The following is a 23,486-nucleotide window of genomic DNA, read 5'->3' as shown; positions in this document are numbered from 1 at the left end:
TCTATTCCTCTTTTTTATTAAGCTAACCGATGATTATTGTATTAATGACACTGCCTAATGAGACCCATAAAACTAAAACGACACCAATAATTGTCGTTCATGTTCACAACTTCTCATTGATCTGTTTTCTAGTGATCTTTTCATATGTATATTGAACGATCTTAGAACCATCTAATGGGGCAACCGGAATGAAGTTAAAGATTGCTGTAGCCCCATTAATTGAGATTAAAGTAATTAGTAGTTGTTGAACTGAAGCAGACCGAGAACCAAATCTCATCCCAGCTCCACCACCAGGGATGATTTCGCCCATATCTTTAGGTTTTCAAGCCTCATATAAAACAAATCCTTTACCTAAATTTATGAAGATATCTCTAAAAAATTTTGATAGATCTAATACTGCATTAGAATAGATCGCTGCATAGATTCCTAGAAAGATTCCAAAACAAAGAAAGTTGGCAAAGATCCCTCCGATCATAATTAAGATCTGCTTTCAATACCCAACTTCTTCTAGTGCATGGGTATTTTTGGGTTTTGGCATCAGATAAAAATTATAGGTCTTGGCATTGGGGTCATCAATATAAATCTGGCGTAACTTGGTACTTTCAAGCATCACAAACGCCCCAGCCAAAATCGCCCGAAAACTAACGATCATTTTCTTTTTATGTCAATAAAAAGAAAACAACGTTGGGCCAATCCCGATTGAAAACTCCTTCACGTGTACCTTGTAAATCCGCGCAAAAATATAATGACCAAACTCGTGTACGGTTAAGGTCGTTATGATCGAAAAGACTAAAATTAGGATCAATAGGGTTAGGTTAGTATAATAAGAAGGATTCATCGTTATTTATCTAAATAAGCATATTTGCTTGAGATCGCTGCTTTAATTTTAAATATTAAATCGTTTATTTGCCAGATGTTATCAATTTTTTTATGTTGATAGTTTCAATAAAAATTACTAATCAGTTCAGTAATCTGTAAAAAATTGATCTTTTGCTTTTGAAACAACTTAACGACATGTTCATTAATACAAGTCAGTACAGCTCCTCTTGTCGTGTAGGGATTTTTTAATATATCATAAGCGATTTTAAATATCGGATATTGTTCAAAATCAATTTTTTCAAATTGAATCGTTTTTTGATAAAGATCTAACGATTGAACAACGTTAGTTCTATTATCAAATTTGGTTAGTGCTGACTGGATCGCTCAACGCATGTCGTTGGTCGTCGCATGAAAATGAATCGAATTATCTTGATAGATCACCCCAGCATGGATTGTCGAACTTCTTTCCACCACGGGGATAATATCTTTTATTTTAAAAAGATGATAAGCTTCAACAATCTCATAAACTTTGTTTACGAACGTAGCTGAATTAATCGAGATCTCTGCACCCATCTTCCAATTAGGATGATTTAAGAGATCATTATAAGTGAGCTTTCTAAGCTCACTTATATCTTTATTAAAATATCCCGCTCCAGATGCTGTGATCATTAATTGTTTAATCTGATTTTTTTTCTTATCTTTTAATAAATCATACAGTGCACTGTGCTCTGAATCGATCGGATAGATCGTTGTTTTCGTATCTTTTCTAATTGCTTCTAGTTGTGATCCAGCAATCACTAACGATTCTTTATTAGCTAACAAGAGATCTTTTTTCTTACTAAGCGCAATTAATGAAGCTTCAATTCCATGATAACCATTAATTGCATTAATAATAACTTTAGGCTTACTTTTATCAATTAGCTCAATTAAATCACTCTTAACATTCTTATTGTATTTGGGATCACTATGACATAAAACATAGTTGGGATTTAATTGTTTAAGAATATTATTGGCTTCATTGTGGTTTTGATAATAAGAAAAACCAACTAATTGGTACTTTAGTTGGCAGATCACATCAATTGCTTGCTTGCCAATTGATCCAGTTGCTCCAAGCACTAAAATCTTCATAAAATTATCTTACTGAACTAATAATGATCTGATAAACAATAAAGGCAATAAAAACAAAACAAAAACCATCAAAACGATCTAAGATCCCACCATGTCCTCTTAAAACATTTGAATAATCCTTGATCTGATATTGTCTTTTAACATAAGAAAAATACAGATCACCTAAGATTGCAATTGTGGCTAAAACTAAGATTGCAAACCCACAAAATACCCACCAGAAGATAATGAAATTATTTGTTTCTTGATAAAAGGTGATGTAATAAATATTGACTAATAAATTATGTGGGTCAATTACTTCAAGGGGTTGATTACTTTTTGTTACCATCCCGATAATAATTGGGATCGCATAAAGAATACTAACAACAACCATTAAAAAGATCGTGGTAATAATCCCATAGATTGCTCCAGCCCAAGTCTTATTTGGGCTGATCTCTGGAACCATCTTGATCTTACCAAACCGTTTACCATAAATATAAGCAAACGAATCGATCATCACAATGATCCCAATTAAATATAAGAACGTTGTCCAACCTTTATTTAATAGTACGTAATTAATCCCATAAAACCCTAAGCTAAAGATAATTGATAAGCTAAATAAGTGAAGTAGGTTGATCTTATTTAAACGCTGATTAAGCTTTAAAAAGATCGGATTAATTATTAAATTAAGTAATAAGATTATCCCAACAATAATCAAGAATATCATATTGTTAGAGAATTTATCGTGATAAACAATTAGGGTTAGTTCAGGTTTAACAATACTAAATTGGATTAGAACGATATTAACTAGATTGCTAACTAAAAAATAAGCTGAGTTAAGTAGAACAAAAGTTCATTTGTTTTGTTGGAAAAACAAATTAGCAATCTCTTTTAAACCCAAGAAAAAAACGGTCGAGATGATCAATAACACGATCGCACTAAATAGGGTCCGAACGCTGGCATTAACTAGGGTGTCAACCAACTGATCTTGATTTACAATCGGTCTTAGTGGTGACCAATTGTTAAAAAAATCTGATAAAGAATTAAAAATAAACAATAAAAGATAAACACCAACTATGACAATAGTTGATACTAATCTACCATTCTTAGTTGGTTGTTTATCTTTTAATTGTGTTCCTATCCGCATTATAGGCTTAATAAGTCTTTTTCTTTCTTAGCTAAAATACTATCGATCTGATCGATGTATTTTTTGGTAATCTTATCAACTTGTTCTTCAAAATACTTATTTAAATCTTTATCAGCAATCTTATCTGACTTAATTTTGTTTAAAGTATCACGACGGATAAAACGAACTTCTTGTTTAGCTTTCTCACCTACAGCTTTAACTTTTTTAACGTTTTCTTTACGGTTTTCTTCAGTTAATAAAGGTAACTTAATACGGATCTTATCCCCATCAACTACTGGGGTTAGGTTTAAGTTAGCTTTTAATAAAGCTGCTTGAATCAGATTCACTGATGATTTTTCATATGGCTTGATCAAGATCTCTCTAGGTTCAGGAATTGATAAACTTGCCATCTCAATTAATGGTGTTTGTTCACCATAATACTCTGCGCGAACGTTGTCTAAGATCTTAAGGTTAGCTCTTCCTGATCTAACCTTAGCTAATTCACCTTCAAATCAATTAATAATTGAATTAGCATTTTTATCAAAAAAATCCGAATATGTTTTAAATTCCATAACGTTTATCTATTAGTTAGTTATTTTAGTGTGTTTGTTTTTGTTTTCAATTGTTTTAATAATTGATTGTTCAGCTTCAATATTAAAAATTAACAGCTTTAGATTATGATCCTTTGCCAAACTAAATGCGGTCAAATCCATAACCCGTAGTTGGTCATTTAGTGCTTGTTGGTAAGTTATCTGTTCGATAAATTTAGCTTTCTTATTCTTCTTGGGATCATCTGTATACACCCCATCAACACCATCCTTACCAATTAAGACTAATTGCGCATTGATCTGGATTGCTCTTAAAACAGTTGCTGTGTCTGTTGTAAAATGTGAGTTTCCCGTCCCACCAGAAAAAAAAGCAATCTGACAGTCACTAAAGACTTCAGCCAAGCTTTTTGGGTTAATTTCATTAGTTAAGCCCTTTACTTCTAGGGCTGATAAAACTTTAGTTTTTAATCCTAATGATTGTAATTTCGATTCTAAAAGTGTTGAATTAATTACGGTTGCTAACATCCCGATGTAATCAGCCTTATTGATTTCAACACCAAAATCTTTGGCTAACTTACCTCTGAAGATATTTCCCCCACCAACTATTAATCCGATATTATACTTTTTTGCTAAGCTTTTTAGTTGGTCAGCCAAACTATTAATCCTTTGATAAGAATAGCAATCATTACTATTCTTATCTTGTAATGAAGCACCACTAATTTTAATGATGATATTTGGCTTTTGCATCTCGATTAACCTTAAAATCTACTTTATTTCATCTGAGCTTTTACTTCATCAGCGAAGTTAGATACTTGTTTTTCAATTCCTTCACCAACTTCGTATCTAATAAAGCTTAAGATTTCTACTTTTTTAGCTTGAGCAGCTTGTTGAACAGTTTGTTCTTGGTTAACTAAAAATTTTTGGTTAACTAAACAAACTTCTTCAAGCACTTTGTTGATTCGACCATCAACAATTCGGTCAATAAATTCTTTTGGTTTGTTTTCTGATTGAGCTTGAGCAGCAGCGATCTCTCTTTCTTTAGCGATGAAATCAGCTGATACATCTTTTTGTGATACGAACTTAGGGTTAGATGCAGCAATGTGCATAGCTAAATGTTTTAAGAATTCTTTATCATCAGTTTTTGAAGTCTTAACAATAACTCCAATGCGGCTGTTAGAGTGAAGATAAGTTGCTAGTGAACTGTTAGCTTCTTCTTTAACAAAAGCAACTCTTCTTAATGAGATCTTTTCACCGATAATTGCGGTTAAATGAATTTGGGTTTCAGCTACTGTTGAACCACTAGCTAATTTTAATTGTTCGATCTTAGCTACATCAGTAGTTTCATGCTTGTGAACTAGATCAACTAATTCGTTAGAAAAAGCGACAAATTGGTCGTTTTTTGTTACGAAGTCAGTTTGAGAGTTGATCTCTAAAATCGTTGCTTTTTGATCAGCTAACTTAAGTTTAATCACCCCTTCAGATGCAACGTTATCAACTTTTTTAGCTGCTTTTGCAATCCCGTTTTCTCTTAATCACTTAATCGCTTGATCAATGTCGTTATTTGTAGCTTCTAAAGCTTTTTTACAATCCATAAAGCCAGCTTGAGTACTAGCTCTTAGTTGTTTAATTAATTCTGTAATTGATGCCATATTTTTCAATAATATATTATATCATTTTTATTAACTTTTTATCTCGGTTAGCTTTTCATAATCTTTGCTAAATACCGTGCTGTATAAGAACTATCTGTGTAATTTTTAACTAATTCTTGTGGTGTTCCAGCACAGATTAAATAACCACCATCATCCCCACCATTTGGACCCAAATCAATAATGTGATCAGCCACCTTGATTAATTCAAGATTATGTTCAATCACGATCACTGAATCACCATTATCAACCAGCCTGTTTAATACAGATAATAATTTCTTAATATCATGAGCGTGAAGTCCTGTTGTTGGTTCATCTAAAACATAGATCGTATTTCCGGTTGCTTTTCTTTGTAAGTATTTGGCTAATTTGATTCTTTGGGCTTCACCACCAGATAGTTCTGTGGCATTCGTTGATAATTTCATATAACCTAAACCAACATCACACATTAATTGCAACTTGCGATTAATTGCAGGGATCACCTTAAAGAATTCAAGCGCTTCTTCACAAGACATCTCTAAAACATCGTAGATCGATTTATTCTTATATTTGATCTCAAGTGTGGCTTCATTATATTTCTTACCGTTACAGCTAGAACATTTAACATAAACATCAGGTAGAAAGTGCATTTCAATACACTTAACCCCATCGCCTTGACAATCATCACATCTCCCACCAGAAACGTTAAATGAGAACCTTGATTTTGTATATCCGCGAGCTTTTGCTTCAAAAACGTTAGCAAACACCTCGCGGATATCATCAAAAACACTAACATAAGTTGCAGGGTTTGATCTTGGGGTTCGTCCGATTGGGTCTTGGGAAACTTTAATTACCTTATCAATATTGTTAATCCCAATAAGTGATTTATATTTACCCACTTCAACATGCTTATTAAATAAGGCTTTTTCAATCCCATTAACTAAAGTTTGGTTAATTAATGTTGATTTTCCACTACCAGAAACTCCAGTTACAACAACCAACTTATTAAGTGGGAATTCAACATTAATGTTCTTTAAGTTGTTTGCACTTGCACCCTTAAGAACGATCTTTTGTCCGTTCCCTGGGTGGAGTTTTTTGGGTTGTTCGATCTCTAGTTTTTTAGATAAGTACTGACCAGTAAGTGAAGCAGGGTTTTTCATCACCTCTTCAACAGTACCAGCTGCTACCACCTTACCACCATAAGTCCCAGCACCAGGACCAATATCGATTAGATAGTCAGCTGACATCATCGTTTCTTCATCATGTTCAACAACGATTAAACTATTACCTAGATCACGCATTGATAATAAAGTCTTGATCAACTTATCATTATCTTTTTGGTGCAAACCAATTGAGGGTTCATCTAAAACATATAAGACCCCAGATAATCTTGAACCAATTTGGGTTGCTAATCTAATTCGTTGGGATTCTCCCCCTGAAAGGGTCGAAGCATTTCTTGATAACGTTAAGTATTCTAAACCAACATTAACCAAGAAATATAACCGATCTAAAATCTCTTTTAAAACGAATTTAGCAATCTTAGTTTTTTCTTCATTAAACTCTAAGCCCAAGATAAAATCTAGGGCTTTATTCACATTAAGATTGGTAAATTCGATAATATCAAGTCCACCAATCTTGACACTAAGTGCAGCTGGTGATAACTTTTTCCCATCACAGGTTTTACACTTCTGCTCAGAAGTGTATTTTGAATAATTATCTCTAGCTGCTGAACTCTTAGTTTCTAAATGACGTCTTTGGATTAATTTAGCAATCCCTTCAACATAATCAAGTCGTGAACTAATCCCATTGCGGTTTGCAGATTCAATTACGATCTCAATCGGTTCATCTGAACCTTCTAAGAGATAATTAATCTCTTTCTTAGATAAGTTTTTAATTGGGGTGTTAAGATCGATCTGATAATGACGGATAATCGAATAAAAACGTTGTCAGTCCTGAGAAGAGGTGTTGATTCGATTCTTAAAATAATCGATCGCTCCCTCATTGATCGTTAGATCTTTGTTGGGAATAATCTTATCAACATCAGGTTCATAAGTAAAACCAAGTCCCTTACAATAGTCACAAGCCCCAATTGGACTGTTAAAAGAAAATAATCTTGGTTCTAATTCGGGGATGAAAAAACCACATTGATCACATGAGTGATTAAGTGAAAACTCGTATTTAGCTTGATCATTAGAAATGATCTGAATCAACCCATTACTAACAGTTAATGCGGTTTCAATCGCATCGGTTATTCTTAACTTAGTTTGATTATCTTTATTAAGGATTAAACGATCAATTACGATACTAATATCGTGCTTTTGGTTCTTATCTAATTCGATCTTGTCATCTAAACTATAAACAACACCATCAACCAAAACACGCATAAAACCTTGTTTGTAAAACTTCTCAAACTCGTTTTTAAACGTCCCTTTTTGTAATTTAATAACTGGGGCTAAGATCTGCAACTTACTATCATCTTCTAACTCTAGAACATGATCAATAATCTGTTTGATCGTGGTCGTTTTAATCATCCCGTGTCCATTAATACAATAAGCATCCCCAACCCTAGATCATAACAATCTTAAGAAGTCATAGACTTCAGTCACTGTTCCCACAGTTGATCTAGGATTGTGAGATGTTGATTTTTGATCGATCGAAATTGAAGGTGATAAACCTTCAATTGAATCAACATCTGGCTTATCATTATTCCCCAAGAACTGACGTGCATAAGGTGATAATGATTCTAGATATCTTCTTTGACCTTCAGCATAGATCGTTTTGAATGCCAAAGAAGATTTTCCACTACCTGATAAACCAGTGATTACTACTAACTGGTTTTTGGGAATATCTAAACTAATATTTTTTAGGTTGTTTTGTCTAGCACCAACGATACTAATGTAGTTGGCTGAATCTTTTTTTATCTTCTTCATTAGAATTTCCTAATCCCTAAATCGTTCATTAGTTTCTGATCAGAATCATTAAGAACGATCGCTGTTTGTGATTGGTTTTGATATTTTAATAATAATCCCTTAAAGACATTATATTCATGTTTATTATTTAAGTTAAAGTTCTCAACAAATAGGAGTTTTGGTGCTTTAGCAAATTTAGATAAGAGATACACCGTAATCGCATCTGAACTAGATAAGAATGAAAGATAACTATAATTGATCTCTTCATTGATCCCTACATCTTTATATGAACGGTATAGATATAACTCAGTTAAGATTTTTTTTAATTTCTTAGATCGATATTTGATTGGTTTCCAATCAATAAAAAGATCATAAAGATATTCCCAGCGATTGATAATTGCTAAATAATAATTTAGTTTAGAACTAATTGTTCTGATATCAATCGCGTTCTTTGTTTTTAACAACTTTTTTTTATATAAGATCTTATTAACTAGTTTAAGGTTACGATACAACGTTTTGATCATTGTTTTTAACTTGTTAAACCGATCAAAAGTAAACCGTTGATCGTTGATGACGTTATTTGATAAGTAATCAAGTTTATATTGTTCTTGTCTAGCTTTATTAAGTCTGATTAGTTCTTTAATATCAACGATCTTAGCTTCAATCTCTTTTTTATATGATTCTGAATTGAATTTTAGATAAGCATTCGTATTAAGTTTTTGCTTAACATCAGTTGAGTGTTGCACGATATATTCATCATATCGGGCATTAATTTTGGCATTAATTTTTCTATTATTATCTAAGTATTTTTTATATTGCATTCCAAACTTAGCTTTTAGGGTTTTGCTGTAATTCTTAACATCAAAATTAATCTTAGGGAAGTTGGTTAAACTATCAGTTTCAATCTCGATCTCATCAATAAACCGTTTGGTTTGGTTTCAAATTAATCTTGTTGCCCAATGAATATTCATTAGGTTACTATAAAAGCTAACCAATGGGTTCATTTTATATGAATCCATAAAAGCCAAGGTTAATTTGAAACTAAAGGCATTAATATAAAAGATGATTGCTTGGATCTCGTTACGCGAGGTTTTAGATAAGTTGAGATAATAATGATACAAGCGTTGGTAACTATTGATTGAGAGCTGATAGATCTTATCTAAAACGTTTTTATTAAACAGTTTTTTGCTATCATCACTATAAACTTTAGCTTGATATTTGTTGTTAAACAACTTATAGAAATCATAACCATTTAGGTGTAAACGGTATAGTTTAATTGATTCTTTAAAGTTAAGTTTTAGTCGTGATAAGTATAACCGTTTTTGGAATAACTCATTAAGATAACGACCATAATTTAATTTGTTTTTTTCGACCAAATCAACAATTAGATTGTTGATATCTTGATCACTTTTATGTAAAGAGATTTTGGCAATCTTCTTAAATTTATACCTTAGATCTGAATATAAAAAACCAAGTTGGCGTTTTTCTTTTAACTTAATTGTTTTTTCAAAATCGTGGATATGTTCAGTTCGTTTATTAATTAATTTCTTTGATTGATTAATAAACTGATTAAGGTTATCAAGATCAAGGTGTGTGATCCAACGGATTTTTTTAATTACTTTAACCAGTTCGTTAGCTTTAAACCACTCAGATAGATAATAGATCTTATCAGCATAATTAGACTCAATAAAAGCCCTAGACTGGTTAAACGAACATTGTTTTTTTAACCCCTTAATGTAGCTTCTTAAGATCATTTTCAGATCACGCTTTTGTTTTTTATTCTGGATTACTAATTGTTTAACTTCGTTGGTAACCCTTTTAATCTCAGCTAACTGTTCAACGGAATAAGGTCCATATTTTTTGTTAATTTTTAAATTAACAATCCGTTGCTTTAAATTCTTAATCTGATCTTCAAGAAAATAGATATGTGAGATCTTCTCTGAAGTTTTTTGCGCATTAATTAAAGCAACGTTCTTTTCATTGATCGTTTTAAAATCTTCATCGTAATCGGTTAATGAATCAACCAATTCATCATAATTACGCTTTAATAAATTAAAGTGACTTAAGTTAATATCTTTTGCATTATAAAACTGATCGTTGTAAAGTTTGATGCTTTTTTGTAACTCTAAAAACTTGTTATGTTTTTCAAGAAAAGCATCAAACAATCTAGCTGCTAAAACTTTCTTGTGAAAACTAAATTTTGATCTTCACTTGTTAACAAACTGATCCTTAACATCTTTGATCAATAACCCGTTATAAAAATTATTAAACAAGGTTGTGATAATATTTTTGTTGCTATCCAAAAATTTATCATAATCTTCTTGTTGCACGTTAACAACTAAAAGTTTTGCTTTTTTCTTAGAAAAAGCAGTCGTATTAGACAAGTATTTTAGGTTATCTAAATACACTTGTCCAGCGATCGGTTTGTTCGTTTTATTAAGGATTAAAAAAAGCTGATACCACGAATTAGCTTTCTCTTGATCGATCTGAATCTTATCATAATGATGAAAGCTAATTTGACTAATCTCTTCTAGCTTTTTTAAGCCATCTTTTGTTCAGGTGTAATAAAAAAGGTAATGGATTTCAAAAAAAACCGGTTCGTGTTCGAAACTAAAAAATCCATTCATTAAGTCCATCTAGTTACCTATATGTGCTTATCTAGTTCAGTATTTAATTTATCTTGTGCTAAGAAATTAACGTGTTCAAAAACTTTTTGTTTGTTCTTAAAGATCATATACACTGGTACGATCTTAATTGCTCATTGGTGGTTAGGTTGATCTTCAGCTCAGATCTGTTCTTTATCCACATCAATTTCATACCAATCATATTGATCTTTACGTTGGTTAGCTGCATTCTCAATGATCGGTGCATTCATCTTGCACACACCACAATCAGCTCAACTAAACTTCACAAAAATTGGTTTCTTACTGGTTTGAATTACTTGTTCTAATTCTTTTAAACTAATGCTTTTCATAGATTAATACTCTTTGATACTATAATGTCTTCTTAAATCTTCTAATACATAATCTTCAACAAAACAAGATAACCCACGAACTAGGGTGTTTCTTGATTTGAGATCAACGATGTAAAAATCGCCATTTTTATGAAGTTTGTATAACTCTTTATTATTAACTAGAAGATCTGACTCTTCTGGTGTGTCCACTTTAAGATTGATGATCTTACCATAATAGGTTAGTAGATCATCATCAATCAAGGCTTTGGTAATTGAGTTAGCGACCAGAATTAGATAAACATTGATCTTATTAGCCACCTTATAAATATACGAAATAATTTTAAATATATTTGAAAAATCATAGTCTAAAAGATCATTTAGATCGTTGATACAAATCACAAAATCCTTAATCTTCTGATTCGGATTTTTATTATTATATTCATCGATCGTTTCAACATTATTTTCGTCTAAAATCTTGTTGCGATATTTCATCTCGGTCATGATCTTTTCAAAGAACCGATTTGCTTCTTCAATCGAATTAATTGGAGGGTGAACAAGATGGCCTAAAACATCTAACTTAGATAGTTTAGAATCTGGTAGATCGATGATTGCTAACTGTAAATCAGTTGTTGGTTTACTGATAGCTAATGAGATTAAAGATGAAACTGTACAAGCTAGTTTACCTGAACCTAACCCACCAATGAATAAAAAGCTTTTTTCTTTTTTTAGATCAAAATTAATCGGGTTGAAATCTTGATCAATTCCGATTGCACAATTTAGTTGGTTCTTTGTTGTTTCATCAGGTTTGATCATCACATCAGCTAATGAGATCTTACTTTCATTAAAAGCTTTGGTGTAAAAATAAACGATATTACCTTTTTGGTTAATACTAACAATATTACTTTCAAAGATATCAACAAACTGTTTATCAAGATTTTTAATTCTTTTAATCTGTTTGCGATCGCTGAATTCATAAGCTAAATAAACTTCAGTTGGACCACATTTCTTCTCAATTAGTTCAACCTCAAAGTTTTCTTTCTTGAACAACTGTTCAAGTTTGTCAACAATCACTTCTAGTAATGATTCGTTCAGCTTACGTTCGTTAACTGATTTTTGTCTGATCTCAGGAAGTTTTTCTTTTTCTTGATGATGTCGAGTTAATTTAGAAAAACTTGGTTGATTCGTTTGTAAGTTTTGATTTCCATAATACAGATCATCAATCTGTTTTTCTTTAACAAAAGTTTCCTTATTTTCTTCAACGTTATTACTAACAACTAGTGCGCTGTTATTATTTGTTTTTCACCGTTCATAAAATGGCGTGAAGTTTTTATTAATCACCCCACCTAAAACCTTAATGAATTTGTTTTTTAATTTAACAAACCCTTTAATGTTGTAATAGATACCAATAAATAAGATGATGATCGTTAAAACGATTAAAGCTAGTTCAACCGCAATTAGTGCGGGGAAGAACGCATTAACCGCAATAAACAAACTATTAATTAACCCACCAGAGATTAATAATGGAGCGTTGTTTTGTCACAACCACTTCCCATTAATTCATAATGAGCTAGTTCATTTAGTAAAAAACTCGTTCACATAAGTGGGTAAGGTGATCTGGCTAATATTAGTTAAATAAAGCGAATAATGAACCAAACCAAAGATTAATAAGATAAATAGATCTACCAACAAGATAAATAACCAAAACATCTTTGATCTGTGGATCTTATAAACGATTGGATGGGGAAAAGCTAAGATAATTAAAACAATAAAACTCGCAAGATAAAAGATGTATTTGGCTGTGCCAAAGAACATTAAATCAAAGATTAAACCATCTAAAAACTCACCAAAATATGGTGCTCTTAGAAAGCTTAAGAACAACACGATTCCTAAAAAAACAACGATCGTTAACCTAATGATGTAGTTTCTATCAGCCATCATCACTTTAGGGTTGGTTTTTTTATCTCTTAATTCACGATTCATATTGTTAAATATTCTATCCTTAGTTTTCTAATTCAACAACACTAGTTATTACCGCTGCATTCTTAAATAAGCTCTTTTCAAAGATCTTACCTACCAATTTTCTTATCGTCTTTTTGAATTGGGTGTAATCGTTCATCGTAATCCGTTTTTTCATATTCTTTTCGATTCGATCTTTGATATCTGTGATGAACGTAATTTGCATCGTTTTAATTTGAGTTTTACATTTTTGGATCGCTTCGTTTAATTTAACTGCTTCATCACTAACACCATAAGTTTGGATATCGATTGCATCTAAGAATTCCATCTTTTTGGTTGAGAAATACATCGCTAAAACAACAACACCATTACAACCCATTTGGAATCGCTCAGATAAGATCATCGATTTAACATCTTGAACTCCAGCAGTATCAATACACTTTGAATTTAAATGTAATTCTTCATGTTTATTTGTTAATTTCCCATTAACAAAACTTAAGATCTCACCATTATAAAGTAAGATTGGTTTTTGGTGCTCTTTGAAATTACCAGTTTGGTTAACCACTTCAAGGTATTTAACAAACTCTTTATATAGACCTTGGATTGGTACTGCATATTGTGGTCTTAGTAAGTTAACTAAAAACTTATGATCTTCATTTGAAGCTTTAATTGGTAAAACTTCAGAATTAAGCCGCTTATAGATCACATCACAACGCGCAATCTCATCTAAGATCTTAGCTTCATAACTCTCAAACCCTGCAATCTTAGGGGTTAATAAGATAAAACGATCTTCTGAATCTAGTTTTAAGCGTTTATCTTCACCAGTAGCAATCTTTGCTAACTGGTTGTATAAATTGTGCGGAGTGTTAGCTACGACAATAATCGCATCTTTAACGTTGTTCATCTCGCTGATTGGCATCGTTTGCAAATCTCGAGAATTAAACATATTCTTCTTAATAATCGTATTAAATAAGTTAATTGATGCTTGACTATAAACGATAAATGGTCTTTGTTGTTTTCTAGCAATCGTAGCTGCCGTAAACATCGCATAAACATTATCGTCATAACAAGCAATAATACTTCGCCCTTTGCAATCGTTCATGAACTTTTCAATTGCTTGCTTTGAGCGGTGGTTGGGACTGGTATTACTAATATGTTTACCCACTTGTCCAGCACCAACAATTAATAATAGAACCTTTTTATTAGTAATTAACATTCTCAGATCCATTAGATCTGAACTGAATGTCTTGTTCTTATCATTAACCAAGATGAAATCATCGATATAAACGATCATCCCATCTTGAGTTGATAAACAAAAACCATAACTATAAGGGATTGATGAAAATACCCTAAACGGAATGACACTAACACTGTCATTGATCTTAAACTCTTTTAATGGGTTTAGAACAACGATATTGACATGTTTTTTATATGGCTCAAAGTTGCGTTGTTTGTCCATAATACTTTCAATAATCGTTTTACCGATTAATGAAGTATAAACAGTTAATGTTTGGGGTTTTAATGATTTTAATAAATAAAGTAATGAACCTAAGTTTGATTGTGAAGGATAACCGATAAATAAACCTTTAACCTTCTTTTTATGATTGACGATATATGAATAATCAGGGATTAGTTGTTCAACACCTAATAGACTGTTGATTGGTACCAAACTCCCTGCATTAAATAAATAGATATCATCATTGACTTCTAGAACAGAACAGTTCTTTCCCTGTTCGTCCTGTCCGCCTAGCGTGAAAAAATTAATTTTAGCCATATTGTTAATAATTAATATGAATATATCAATAAAAACAAAAAAGGCACACAAATTTGTGTGCTTTATTTCTTTATTAGCAAATTAAGAATGTCTTAATTCTAGTTCTGAAATCAAGTTTCTATAAGCGTTCAAATCGTTTTGTTTTAAATAATTTAACAGATTCTTGCGTTTTGAAACTTTCGTATAAAGACCGCGCTTTGAAATGAAGTCTTTTTTGTTTTTAAGTAGGTGTTCTGTTAATAACTTAATTTCTTCTGTTAAAACAGCTACTTGAACAAAAACACTGCCAACATCTGCGTCATTTTTTTGGAATTTCTTGATGATTTCAGTCTTTTTATCTTTTGATAATGCCATTTATTACTCCGAAAAAATTAGTGTGATATTGAGAACATCATTAAAATTATACCATACAATTAGATTTCAAAGTTAATCTAGGTAACTAAAATTAACTTAGAAAGTAAAAATAGGGAACACACCCCTACTTTTACTGATATTTTAACGATCCTAGATGATCAAAGACCCCGGATTCGATGACCAATCAAGATAATCTACTATTGACCTTAAATAAGTTGGTTAAACTGCACTAAGTGGCTTTTATTATTTACTAATGGGTTCAATAATTGCTTAAATAATTTACTAACAATTGCACAAAAACCGTTTTTAGTAAATTTGTTACTTGCTAAAAACTAGATAATAACTACTGATCACTAGTAATTTTATTACCAATTAGCCAATCAAACTAATCATCGCTAGCTTTTCATAGATCATTTTTATTTTAATCGAGATTATTAATAATTTAAACTGTTCTTTATTAAATCATTTTTAATGATTTCATTTTTAAATTTCGTAATCACATAACTAACTTTATGTTTGTTAGTCTTAAGCTCTTTTACGATATCACAGATCCGACTACCTTGTAAAAACTCCATAATGATCTTACGTTGATTTGGCCTGAACTTTCTTAAGACTTTTTTAATCTCAGTTCTAAACTCATCTAGTTTGAGATAGTACTCTGGAGTTTTGTGACAGATTGGAGTGGTATTGTCTTTTTCTGAACTGTTATTTAACAGTTTTCTTTTATTGGTAGTTTCTTTTTTAAACGTGCTGATAATATATAAAGAAACATACTTTTTTATGTAACCATCAAAATTATTATTCTTCTTGGAATCAAATCGGTTGTACCCATCCATGATCGCTAGTGCAGAGATCTGATGTAGATCAGCAGATTCAAAAGGTAAAGAAGAATAGTAGTTGTAAAACACTTTACTAGCTATTTTAAATGCATATCAGTAGTATTTGTCGATGACTTTGTTTATATCTAATAAATTAATCATAATTTCTTGTTGCTAACTTTCACAAGATAATTATGATTAAAACTGAAGATTATTGCTCTCTATTTTTTAGCGACTTTTTGTTAAGCAACACTTAGGTTATTTTTAGCTAAAAATTCCTTAACTTTTTTGACAACTTCTTCTTGACTTTCCAAATTAATTACTCGGTTAACTAATTCTTTACAATCAGAATATTTTAAGTTGTTTATCAATTCTTTTGCTTTAAGCATTGAAGAAGCCGACATTGAAAACTCTTTCAAGCCCATTCCTAATAGGATTGGAATTGCTAATGGTTCACCCGCCATCTCACCACACATTCCAGTTCACACATTGTGCTTTAACCCACCATCGATTGTCATCTTCACAATTCTTAATAAAGCTGGATTAAGTGGTTGGTATAGATAGTTTACATCTTTAGACATTCGGTCAACGGCAAACGAATATTGGATCATATCATTCGTTCCGATTGAGAAGAAATCAACATATTTAGCCAAAACATCACTCATCACTGCAGCTGATGGAATTTCGATCATAATTCCCACTAATGGCTTGCCATATTCAACCTTACGTTGATCTAATTCTTTTTTAGCTTCTTCTAGAATCTCTTTGGCTTTGAATAACTCTTCTAGATTAGCAATCATTGGGAACATGATTCCTAAACTACCAAATTTAGCAGCACGTAGTAATGCTCTTAATTGTGCTTTAAAAATATCTGGATTTTGGTTGGTAAAACGGATCGCTCTAAACCCTAAGAATGGGTTCATCTCTTCTGGGAATTGGTAATAATTTAATTTCTTATCCCCACCAATATCCAATGTTCTAATAATTACTGTTTCATTATTCGCATAATCTAATGCTTGCTTGTAAGCATTAAATTGAGTTTCTTCATCCGGTCAGTTAGCTGAATCCATATATAAGAATTCAGTTCTAAATAACCCCACACCCTTAGCACCATAATCATTACCTTTTAATAGGTCGATTGGTTTACCAATATTAACTGCTACGATCGTTTCATGACCATCTAGTGTTACAGCTTTAGGTGGTAAGTATTTCTTAAGTTTAGCTTGACTTTCGTTATATCTTTGTTGATCTTGTTTAAGAGTGGTAATATCAGCTTCACTTAGATCACTATAAACAACACCTTTACTTCCATCAATACAGATCAATTGATCGTGTTTAAGTGTTTCAGTAATTGTTTTTAAACTCAATACAGCAGGAATTTCTAGTGTTCTAGCCATAATCGCTGAGTGTGAAGTTCTCCCACCAATATTAGTAGCAAACCCTTTAACGTATTGTTTATTTAATAACGAAGTTTCAGATGGTGTCAGATCATCAGCAATAATAATCACTTCGTGGTTAATTGCTAATAGATCTGGCAACGCAACATTTAATAAGTTAGATAAGATCCGTTTTTTAACATCACCAATATCAGAAGCTCTTTCTTTAAGATAAGCATCTTCAATCCCTTCAAACATCGCTTTGGTTTGATCATAAATTTTAGAAACCGCTGTTGGCGCGTTTGCTAAATGGTCCTTAACTTCTTGTGAGATCTGATCAAACAACATGGGATCATTAACGATGTTAATGTGACCATCAAAAACGACCGCAATCTCTTCACCTAAGTTTTTTAGTGCGATCGTTCTTAACTCTCTTAATTGTTCAGAGCTTTTATCAAAAGCTTGCTTAATTTTAGTGATTGTTTCTTCTACTTCAGTTGGTTTAATCTTATTGTTGTCAAAATTAAAAACCGGAGCTTTAAGCACGTAAGCTTTAGCTATCGCTACTCCATTTGAAGCACCAATACCTTCGTATTTTTTCATAATTAAAATGTCTTATTAAACTAATATTAGTATTATATTTTTTTATTATATTTTAAGCTAAAATAATCGAAAATGAACGAATATAAATGACACTGACAACGGTTTTGTATTTAAGAAATTGTGCCAACAATTTACAACGGACATTAGATTATTTAAAAAACGAAAAATTAATCGTTTTATTAGATCAATCAGTTGATCTAACCAATGAGATTGTTGAAAAAAACAATTTAGATCCAACAATAGTTCATAAGCAAAAGTTTGATAACTTTGCAAACGGATTAAATTACCTTTTTAAGGAAAATTTAATTGAAACCGATTTTTATTATATTTTTGATGTCAGAAACGAACTTGATGAACAGTTGATTAGTGTCTTAAAGCAAAACCTAGGTGAACAAAAACTATATTTTTGAAACCTAAAGCGTTATCAAAAACTTTACAAACCTGTTAAATTTAAAAATCTTATTTGCGAAAACCTTGATTTTGTTAACACGGTTTTTTATAAGAAGGATATCATCCCTTTAAGTCTTTCACCTCATGGTGAATTAGCTTACTTTGATCTGTTGTTTCAACACCTAGATCAAGATCGTGCTTACCAATATCTTAAATTTGTGAGTTCAATTAATGAACCAGAATTATTTGATCCCAAATTAAGAAGATACAAAGTTGAACTAGAAGATCAAAATATTGCTTTCTTAAACAAGATGATTGCACATAATCATCAAGAATATCTTTGGTATTATTTCGAACACAACTTAGAGTTTGTTAAACGGATCGTAAAAAGAGGTGTTACTTTTGAGATCAATCGCAAAAGCTCTTTTTTCAAAACAAATGGGTTCAACCCGTTAAGTTTTTACAAACTAAATAAGAAATATAAAGAGTTATTTAAATTTGTAAAGCAGTAAGTTCTTTGTTTGACTAATCAAATGGGCTATTGGCCCGTGGTCATGATCATGATCCATCATACCCCCGTGATCATGTTCAGTATGAGACAGGTTGTGTACTGACAAGATTAAGATTGCAAAAACCAAACCAAAAGCAAACGAGATTAACATCTTATATCAGTCTGCGGTTTTCATCGAACGGTTATGAATAAATTCAGGTACTAACTCAATAACTGCTAAGAAGGTGATGATTACCCCACCACTAGCATTAACTAATGGAATGATCCAACCTACGTTTCTTAAGAAACGGTTTAAATAAGCTCCCACTATCATTATTGGGATAATTAATAATGTCGTGTAGAAGTTGTGAAGTGCAGCTTTAAATCTTTTTTCACCATACTGGATCTGACGGTAATGAATAATTACAACCTCAACAAGAATATGGAGATTAAAGGTAATAATAAAACCAAGGTTAATTTTAGTTGGATTCAGGGTTAATAAAGAAACTGTTCCCCCTAGGATAAAACCATCGATCGCTCGATGTGATAATAACAAGATGATTACTAATCAAGCTGCTTTAACATTAGGTTTGTGTTCTTTCATCTTGTGTTGTACATCTTCACCCTCGTTCATGATGTGTAAAGAATGATCATGGGTGTGGTTACAATGATCTTGTTTGGTAAAGTGGATGTACAAAAATCTGAATGAGATTACTAGTGTCAGACCTAAGATTGCCCCACCAACAATGATGGCAATCTTAATTAAGGTTTGATTAACCTCGGTGTAACTACTTAAGGTGTTGTTGACAAACCAAGTTGCCCCATCTGTTGCTTCAAACAATAGACCTAATGTTCCAATACTTAATAATAATGCGGATGAAAATGCATAAAGATTAAACATTTGGTTTTGTTTTAACTTGGGTTTAATAAACATTAAACAAAAGATTAGCAGTGTTGGAACTGTTAATAAAAAAGCAACATAAATTAATAAGTTAATAAATATCGCAAGGTTCGTGTTATCGCCCACTGCTTGTGGCGTAATAAAGATATTGTTCATTTAATTATCTATGAATCCTATTACCAAAATTATACACAATTTTTGTCCTTATTTATAAAAGTTTTAAATAAAAAAATAGCTTGCTTTTTAAAGATAGCCCCATAAAACATAAAAAATATCCCAAATTTGGGATATTTTGTTCATCTTAACGTGGTTAACTAATCAACCATCTTATGTTCTTCTGTCATATTGATTGGTACTAACTTATGATCGACAACATCATATGCTTTACCAAATCCCAAGTTCACACGACCCTTTTTTAACTTGACTTCAAATAGTACAAATCCAGCAAACTTTTTAAGCATATTAGCCACTCTAGTTTCCACTGGATTTTTTGCTAAATTATCTAACAATTCATTCACTAAATTTTGATCATTAACTTGTTCAAAATCTGCTACATATTGCGCTGTTTTTCTTAAATATTCAGATCTGTCTACAGCGCTATCTTCAATCAATAAAACCCCTAAGTTTTGATTGTTAAAACTGATGTTTTGATAATGCTGAGCAACTTTTGCTAAATAAACATATAATTGGTTGTTTTTACGGTACAACACTGTTGTACTACATGTTAATTCGTTATCTTTATTTCTAGTTGCTAAATGAATACTTCTAAAGTTACTTTTAAAAAACTGATTATATTCTTCTTGAACACTATCAAGATTAAGTAAATATTGAGCACGTTCATGCATCTCAATCATTACGTACTTAATCTCACTTAAATCTTTAACTTTTCTTTCAAAAGGAATTTCGATCTTTTGGTCATTAACCAAAACGATCATTTTTTCTAAATCCAGATCAATTAACTTAATTGTCTGGACAGCTTGGTTTTTTACGTAATGACGATAGATGATATTTAAAGTATCTAAATGATCGTTATTTACGTGTTCAATAATATCTTGTTTGTTCATTTTTTCTTTATCTTTCGGTGTTACTTAGTTATACCAGTTTTAGCGATAATAACAACGAGAATAACCGTTAAAATAACTGAAATCAATAGACCAGTAATAACCGAACTTAAGATTGGGTGATTTTCTTTAAATCTAGCTAAAGCTGTTTGTTTTTTAGCATTAGGATCTTGGTTGTGTTTTTCTTCCTTTTTTTTCTTTTGTTCTAATACTTCTTCACGTAGTGAAAGTAGTTCATCATCTGCAACATTAACATTGGTATAGAAATCTTCAATATTAATGTCGAATTTAGCAGCTTGTCAAGCAGATTTTTTTTGTGCTTGTGGGGTGCTAAATTTAGTAAAAGAAGCAGAACGATCCTTAGGGCTGCTATAAGGCACGTTGTGGATTGAACTCTTCTTATTATTAACCTTACGAGTGCCTGTTGATTGGTTTGTTGCTTTAGATTTTTTCTGACGTTTTTCTAATTCTTGTAAGTGTCTAGTACGTGAAAAAACGCCACCTAGGTGGCTCACACCTTCAAAGCTAAAGATCCCGGTTTTATCATATTTAACCTTGCTTTCATGGTTTGATAAAACCGTATAAGCACATTTGATCTCTTTTTTTAACCATTCGTTAGCTTCTGTCTTGGGATTAGTTGAGTATTTTAATTTCAAAATACTGTACAGCCGTTTTAATTCGTCAACAGAAGTTTTTTTATTTGCCCCTAAGATTGTGTATAAATTTTTAGGTGTATTAGGGTCTGTTTTGGTGGCAGTTTTATTTGAACTAGAAGGTGGTGTGTTGCTAGCTTGAGAACCAAAAGGTGGTTTATTGGCTTTTGAAGTTGTCTGCTGATTGTTTTTGATGTTTGTAAAAATCTTACTAAAGACATCTTTAGTGTCAACAAACTCAGTTGAATCATCTACATCATCCTCACTGTCATAAAGATCTAATTCGAACTCATCGTAGTCCCTACGTGTTTTCTCGTCACTTAAAACTTCATAAGCTTCGTTAATCTTTTGAAACAGTTCGAGTGATTGGGGGTCACTACTGACATCAGGGTGGTATTTTTTTGCAAGTTTTCTGAACGCTTTTTTAATATCACTTGAAGAAGCATTAGTGCTGACACCTAATATTTCATAATAATTTTGTTCTTTCACTAACCACCTCAAACAGCCTGCGGATTATACATTTATTATAATTAATTGTTATTCTTCACGTACGTGCGGGAAAAACAAGATATCTCTGATTGATGTTGTCCCTGTTAACATCATCACTAAACGGTCTACGCCAATGCCCAAACCACCAGTTGGTGGTAGGCCATTTTCTAGAGCTTCTAGGAAATCTTCATCCATTTCAGAAGCTTCATCATTACCCTTTTGTTTTTCTTCTAATTGCTTTTCAAATCGTTGTCTTTGATCGATTGGATCGTTTAATTCACTAAACCCGTTAGCTAATTCTTTACCAAACGCAAATAGCTCGAATCTTTCGGTATATCTTGGATCTGAATAATCTAATTTTGATAACGGTGAGATCTCTACTGGATGGTGGGTTACAAACGTTGGTTCAACCAATTTTTTCTCGCAAAATTCTTCGAAAAATAAATTGATAATATGACCAATTGTCTTCTCATGCTCTTTAACATGAACCTTATGTTTTTTAGCTAAATCTAACGCTTGATCTATTTTTTTTACTTGCGTAAAATCGATTCCAGTTTCTTGTTTAACTAATTCAGTCATCTTAATTCGTTTGAATGGTTTATTCCAATCAATCGTTTCATTCTTGATATTAGTGTGACTAATACCAATTGCTTTGGCAATATACTTAATTATAGCCTCGGTTAGTTCCATCATGTAGATATAATCAACATAAGCTACGTAAGTTTCAACACTAGTAAACTCAGGGTTGTGAGTTGAATCCATCCCTTCGTTTCTAAAACACTTACCAATCTCATATATCTTTTCAAAACTTCCAACGATAAGTTTTTTAAGAGGTAATTCAGGAGCAATTCTTAAATAATAATCACGATCAAGTGCGTTATATCTTGTTACAAAAGGCTTAGCAGCAGCTCCGCCGATCTGCGCATGTAAAAATGGTGTTTCTACTTCTAAAAAACCGTTTTCATTAAAGTATTGGCGCATTGCTGCAATAATCTTTGAACGATAAACGAATCTTTCTTTTGATTCCTTATTATAAACTAGGTCTAAATAACGTTTTCGTGAACGGATTTCTTCATCAGCGATCCCGTGGAATTTTTCAGGTGGTACTCTTAAAGATTTACTGATAATCTTTAATGATTCCAGATCTAATGAAAGTTCATTAGTATTGGTTTTCATTGGTTTACCAGTAGCACAAACGACATCACCTAAATCTAAATAGTCATTGAAATACTTAAACAGATCAGGTTGTTTATTTTTATTTATATATAGTTGTAATTCTGAATGAAAATCTTGAATTAGAATAAATGTTCTTCTAATCAAGATTACACGCCCACTAACAGTAATTGGCTTATCCAGTTGCATCTCTGCTAACTGTTCTTTAGAAAATTGGTCGTATTTTTCTTTTAAGCTTTTTGTGTTATGAGTGTTAGCAACTTTTGTAACCTCGTATGGGTTTTGTTTAGATTCAATTAAACGGTTTAGTTTATCTAAACGAACTAGTTCCTGATCGTTAAGTTTTTTAGACATAATTATTTTT

At 31.7% G+C, this 23,486-nt stretch carries 19 protein-coding genes; 1 reads left to right on the top strand and 18 read right to left on the bottom strand.

The genetic code is table 4. The features are described 5' to 3' along the window. Nucleotides 1-22: 22 nt before the first annotated feature. From D2833_RS00485 to ptsP, 14 genes are all read right to left on the bottom strand, one after another. Nucleotides 23-838, bottom strand: coding sequence for a site-2 protease family protein (locus D2833_RS00485; protein ID WP_011113322.1), 816 nt, complete (start codon nucleotides 836-838; stop codon nucleotides 23-25). 2 nt (nucleotides 839-840) lie between these two features. Beyond that, the gene (locus D2833_RS00480) at nucleotides 841-1,947 is read right to left on the bottom strand and encodes a 1-deoxy-D-xylulose-5-phosphate reductoisomerase (protein WP_011113321.1); all 1,107 of its coding nucleotides are present in this window, start codon (nucleotides 1,945-1,947) and stop codon (nucleotides 841-843) included. 4 nt (nucleotides 1,948-1,951) lie between these two features. Beyond that, entirely contained in the window at nucleotides 1,952-3,070 is a 1,119-nt protein-coding gene (locus tag D2833_RS00475) for a phosphatidate cytidylyltransferase (RefSeq protein ID WP_011113320.1), read from the bottom strand. Next, entirely contained in the window at nucleotides 3,070-3,621 is a 552-nt protein-coding gene (frr, locus tag D2833_RS00470) for a ribosome recycling factor (RefSeq protein ID WP_011113319.1), read from the bottom strand. The genes D2833_RS00475 and frr overlap by 1 nt, the downstream gene beginning before the upstream one ends. Nucleotides 3,622-3,633: 12 nt before the next feature. After that, nucleotides 3,634-4,344, bottom strand: coding sequence for a UMP kinase (pyrH, locus tag D2833_RS00465; protein ID WP_011113318.1), 711 nt, complete (start codon nucleotides 4,342-4,344; stop codon nucleotides 3,634-3,636). A 23-nt stretch (nucleotides 4,345-4,367) separates the two neighbouring features. After that, a complete protein-coding gene (gene tsf / locus D2833_RS00460; protein ID WP_011113317.1) occupies nucleotides 4,368-5,255 on the bottom strand; it encodes a translation elongation factor Ts in 888 nt (295 codons plus the stop codon). 38 nt (nucleotides 5,256-5,293) lie between these two features. Continuing rightward, complete coding sequence (gene uvrA / locus D2833_RS00455) at nucleotides 5,294-8,152, bottom strand: excinuclease ABC subunit UvrA (RefSeq protein ID WP_011113316.1); 2,859 nt, start codon at nucleotides 8,150-8,152, stop codon at nucleotides 5,294-5,296. After that, nucleotides 8,152-10,767: a hypothetical protein gene (locus D2833_RS00450; protein ID WP_011113315.1), complete on the bottom strand. Its 2,616-nt coding sequence runs from the start codon at nucleotides 10,765-10,767 to the stop codon at nucleotides 8,152-8,154. The genes uvrA and D2833_RS00450 overlap by 1 nt, the downstream gene beginning before the upstream one ends. Before the next feature lie 8 nt (nucleotides 10,768-10,775). Further along, nucleotides 10,776-11,105, bottom strand: coding sequence for a thioredoxin family protein (locus D2833_RS00445; RefSeq protein ID WP_011113314.1), 330 nt, complete (start codon nucleotides 11,103-11,105; stop codon nucleotides 10,776-10,778). Nucleotides 11,106-11,108: 3 nt separating this feature from the next. Beyond that, complete coding sequence (locus D2833_RS00440; protein ID WP_011113313.1) at nucleotides 11,109-13,064, bottom strand: FtsK/SpoIIIE domain-containing protein; 1,956 nt, start codon at nucleotides 13,062-13,064, stop codon at nucleotides 11,109-11,111. Between the two features lie 19 nt (nucleotides 13,065-13,083). Continuing rightward, nucleotides 13,084-14,865, bottom strand: a complete 1,782-nt coding sequence (locus D2833_RS00435; RefSeq protein ID WP_011113312.1) for a ribonuclease J — start codon at nucleotides 14,863-14,865, stop codon at nucleotides 13,084-13,086. 30 nt (nucleotides 14,866-14,895) lie between these two features. After that, the gene (gene rpsO, locus D2833_RS00430) at nucleotides 14,896-15,168 is read right to left on the bottom strand and encodes a 30S ribosomal protein S15 (protein ID WP_011113311.1); all 273 of its coding nucleotides are present in this window, start codon (nucleotides 15,166-15,168) and stop codon (nucleotides 14,896-14,898) included. A 434-nt stretch (nucleotides 15,169-15,602) separates the two neighbouring features. Further along, nucleotides 15,603-16,148 (bottom strand): sigma-70 family RNA polymerase sigma factor, encoded by a 546-nt coding sequence (locus D2833_RS00425; RefSeq protein ID WP_011113310.1) that lies wholly within the window; start codon nucleotides 16,146-16,148, stop codon nucleotides 15,603-15,605. 80 nt (nucleotides 16,149-16,228) lie between these two features. Then, nucleotides 16,229-17,965 (bottom strand): phosphoenolpyruvate--protein phosphotransferase, encoded by a 1,737-nt coding sequence (gene ptsP / locus D2833_RS00420; RefSeq protein WP_011113309.1) that lies wholly within the window; start codon nucleotides 17,963-17,965, stop codon nucleotides 16,229-16,231. Between the two features lie 86 nt (nucleotides 17,966-18,051). Here ptsP and D2833_RS00415 point away from each other — a divergent pair, with 86 nt between their 5' ends. After that, the gene (locus D2833_RS00415; protein ID WP_011113308.1) at nucleotides 18,052-18,867 is read left to right on the top strand and encodes a hypothetical protein; all 816 of its coding nucleotides are present in this window, start codon (nucleotides 18,052-18,054) and stop codon (nucleotides 18,865-18,867) included. Here the strand turns inward: D2833_RS00415 and D2833_RS00410 are convergent. From D2833_RS00410 to lysS, 4 genes are all read right to left on the bottom strand, one after another. Further along, entirely contained in the window at nucleotides 18,844-19,902 is a 1,059-nt protein-coding gene (locus tag D2833_RS00410) for a ZIP family transporter (RefSeq protein WP_011113307.1), read from the bottom strand. The two genes, D2833_RS00415 and D2833_RS00410, sit on opposite strands and share 24 nt — an antisense overlap. A gap of 158 nt (nucleotides 19,903-20,060) precedes the next feature. Continuing rightward, nucleotides 20,061-20,810, bottom strand: coding sequence for a DUF2470 domain-containing protein (locus D2833_RS00405; protein ID WP_011113306.1), 750 nt, complete (start codon nucleotides 20,808-20,810; stop codon nucleotides 20,061-20,063). Between the two features lie 20 nt (nucleotides 20,811-20,830). Further along, the gene (locus D2833_RS00400; RefSeq protein WP_011113305.1) at nucleotides 20,831-21,961 is read right to left on the bottom strand and encodes a DnaJ domain-containing protein; all 1,131 of its coding nucleotides are present in this window, start codon (nucleotides 21,959-21,961) and stop codon (nucleotides 20,831-20,833) included. A 36-nt stretch (nucleotides 21,962-21,997) separates the two neighbouring features. Continuing rightward, the gene (gene lysS / locus D2833_RS00395) at nucleotides 21,998-23,476 is read right to left on the bottom strand and encodes a lysine--tRNA ligase (protein ID WP_011113304.1); all 1,479 of its coding nucleotides are present in this window, start codon (nucleotides 23,474-23,476) and stop codon (nucleotides 21,998-22,000) included. Between the last annotated feature and the right edge of the window lie 10 nt (nucleotides 23,477-23,486).

The organism is Mycoplasmoides gallisepticum (assembly GCF_900476085.1).
Lineage (GTDB): Bacteria > Bacillota_I > Bacilli_A > Mycoplasmatales > Mycoplasmoidaceae > Mycoplasmoides > Mycoplasmoides gallisepticum.
Note: the sequence above shows the minus strand (reverse complement) of the source record. Positions and strands in the feature narration are given on the sequence as shown.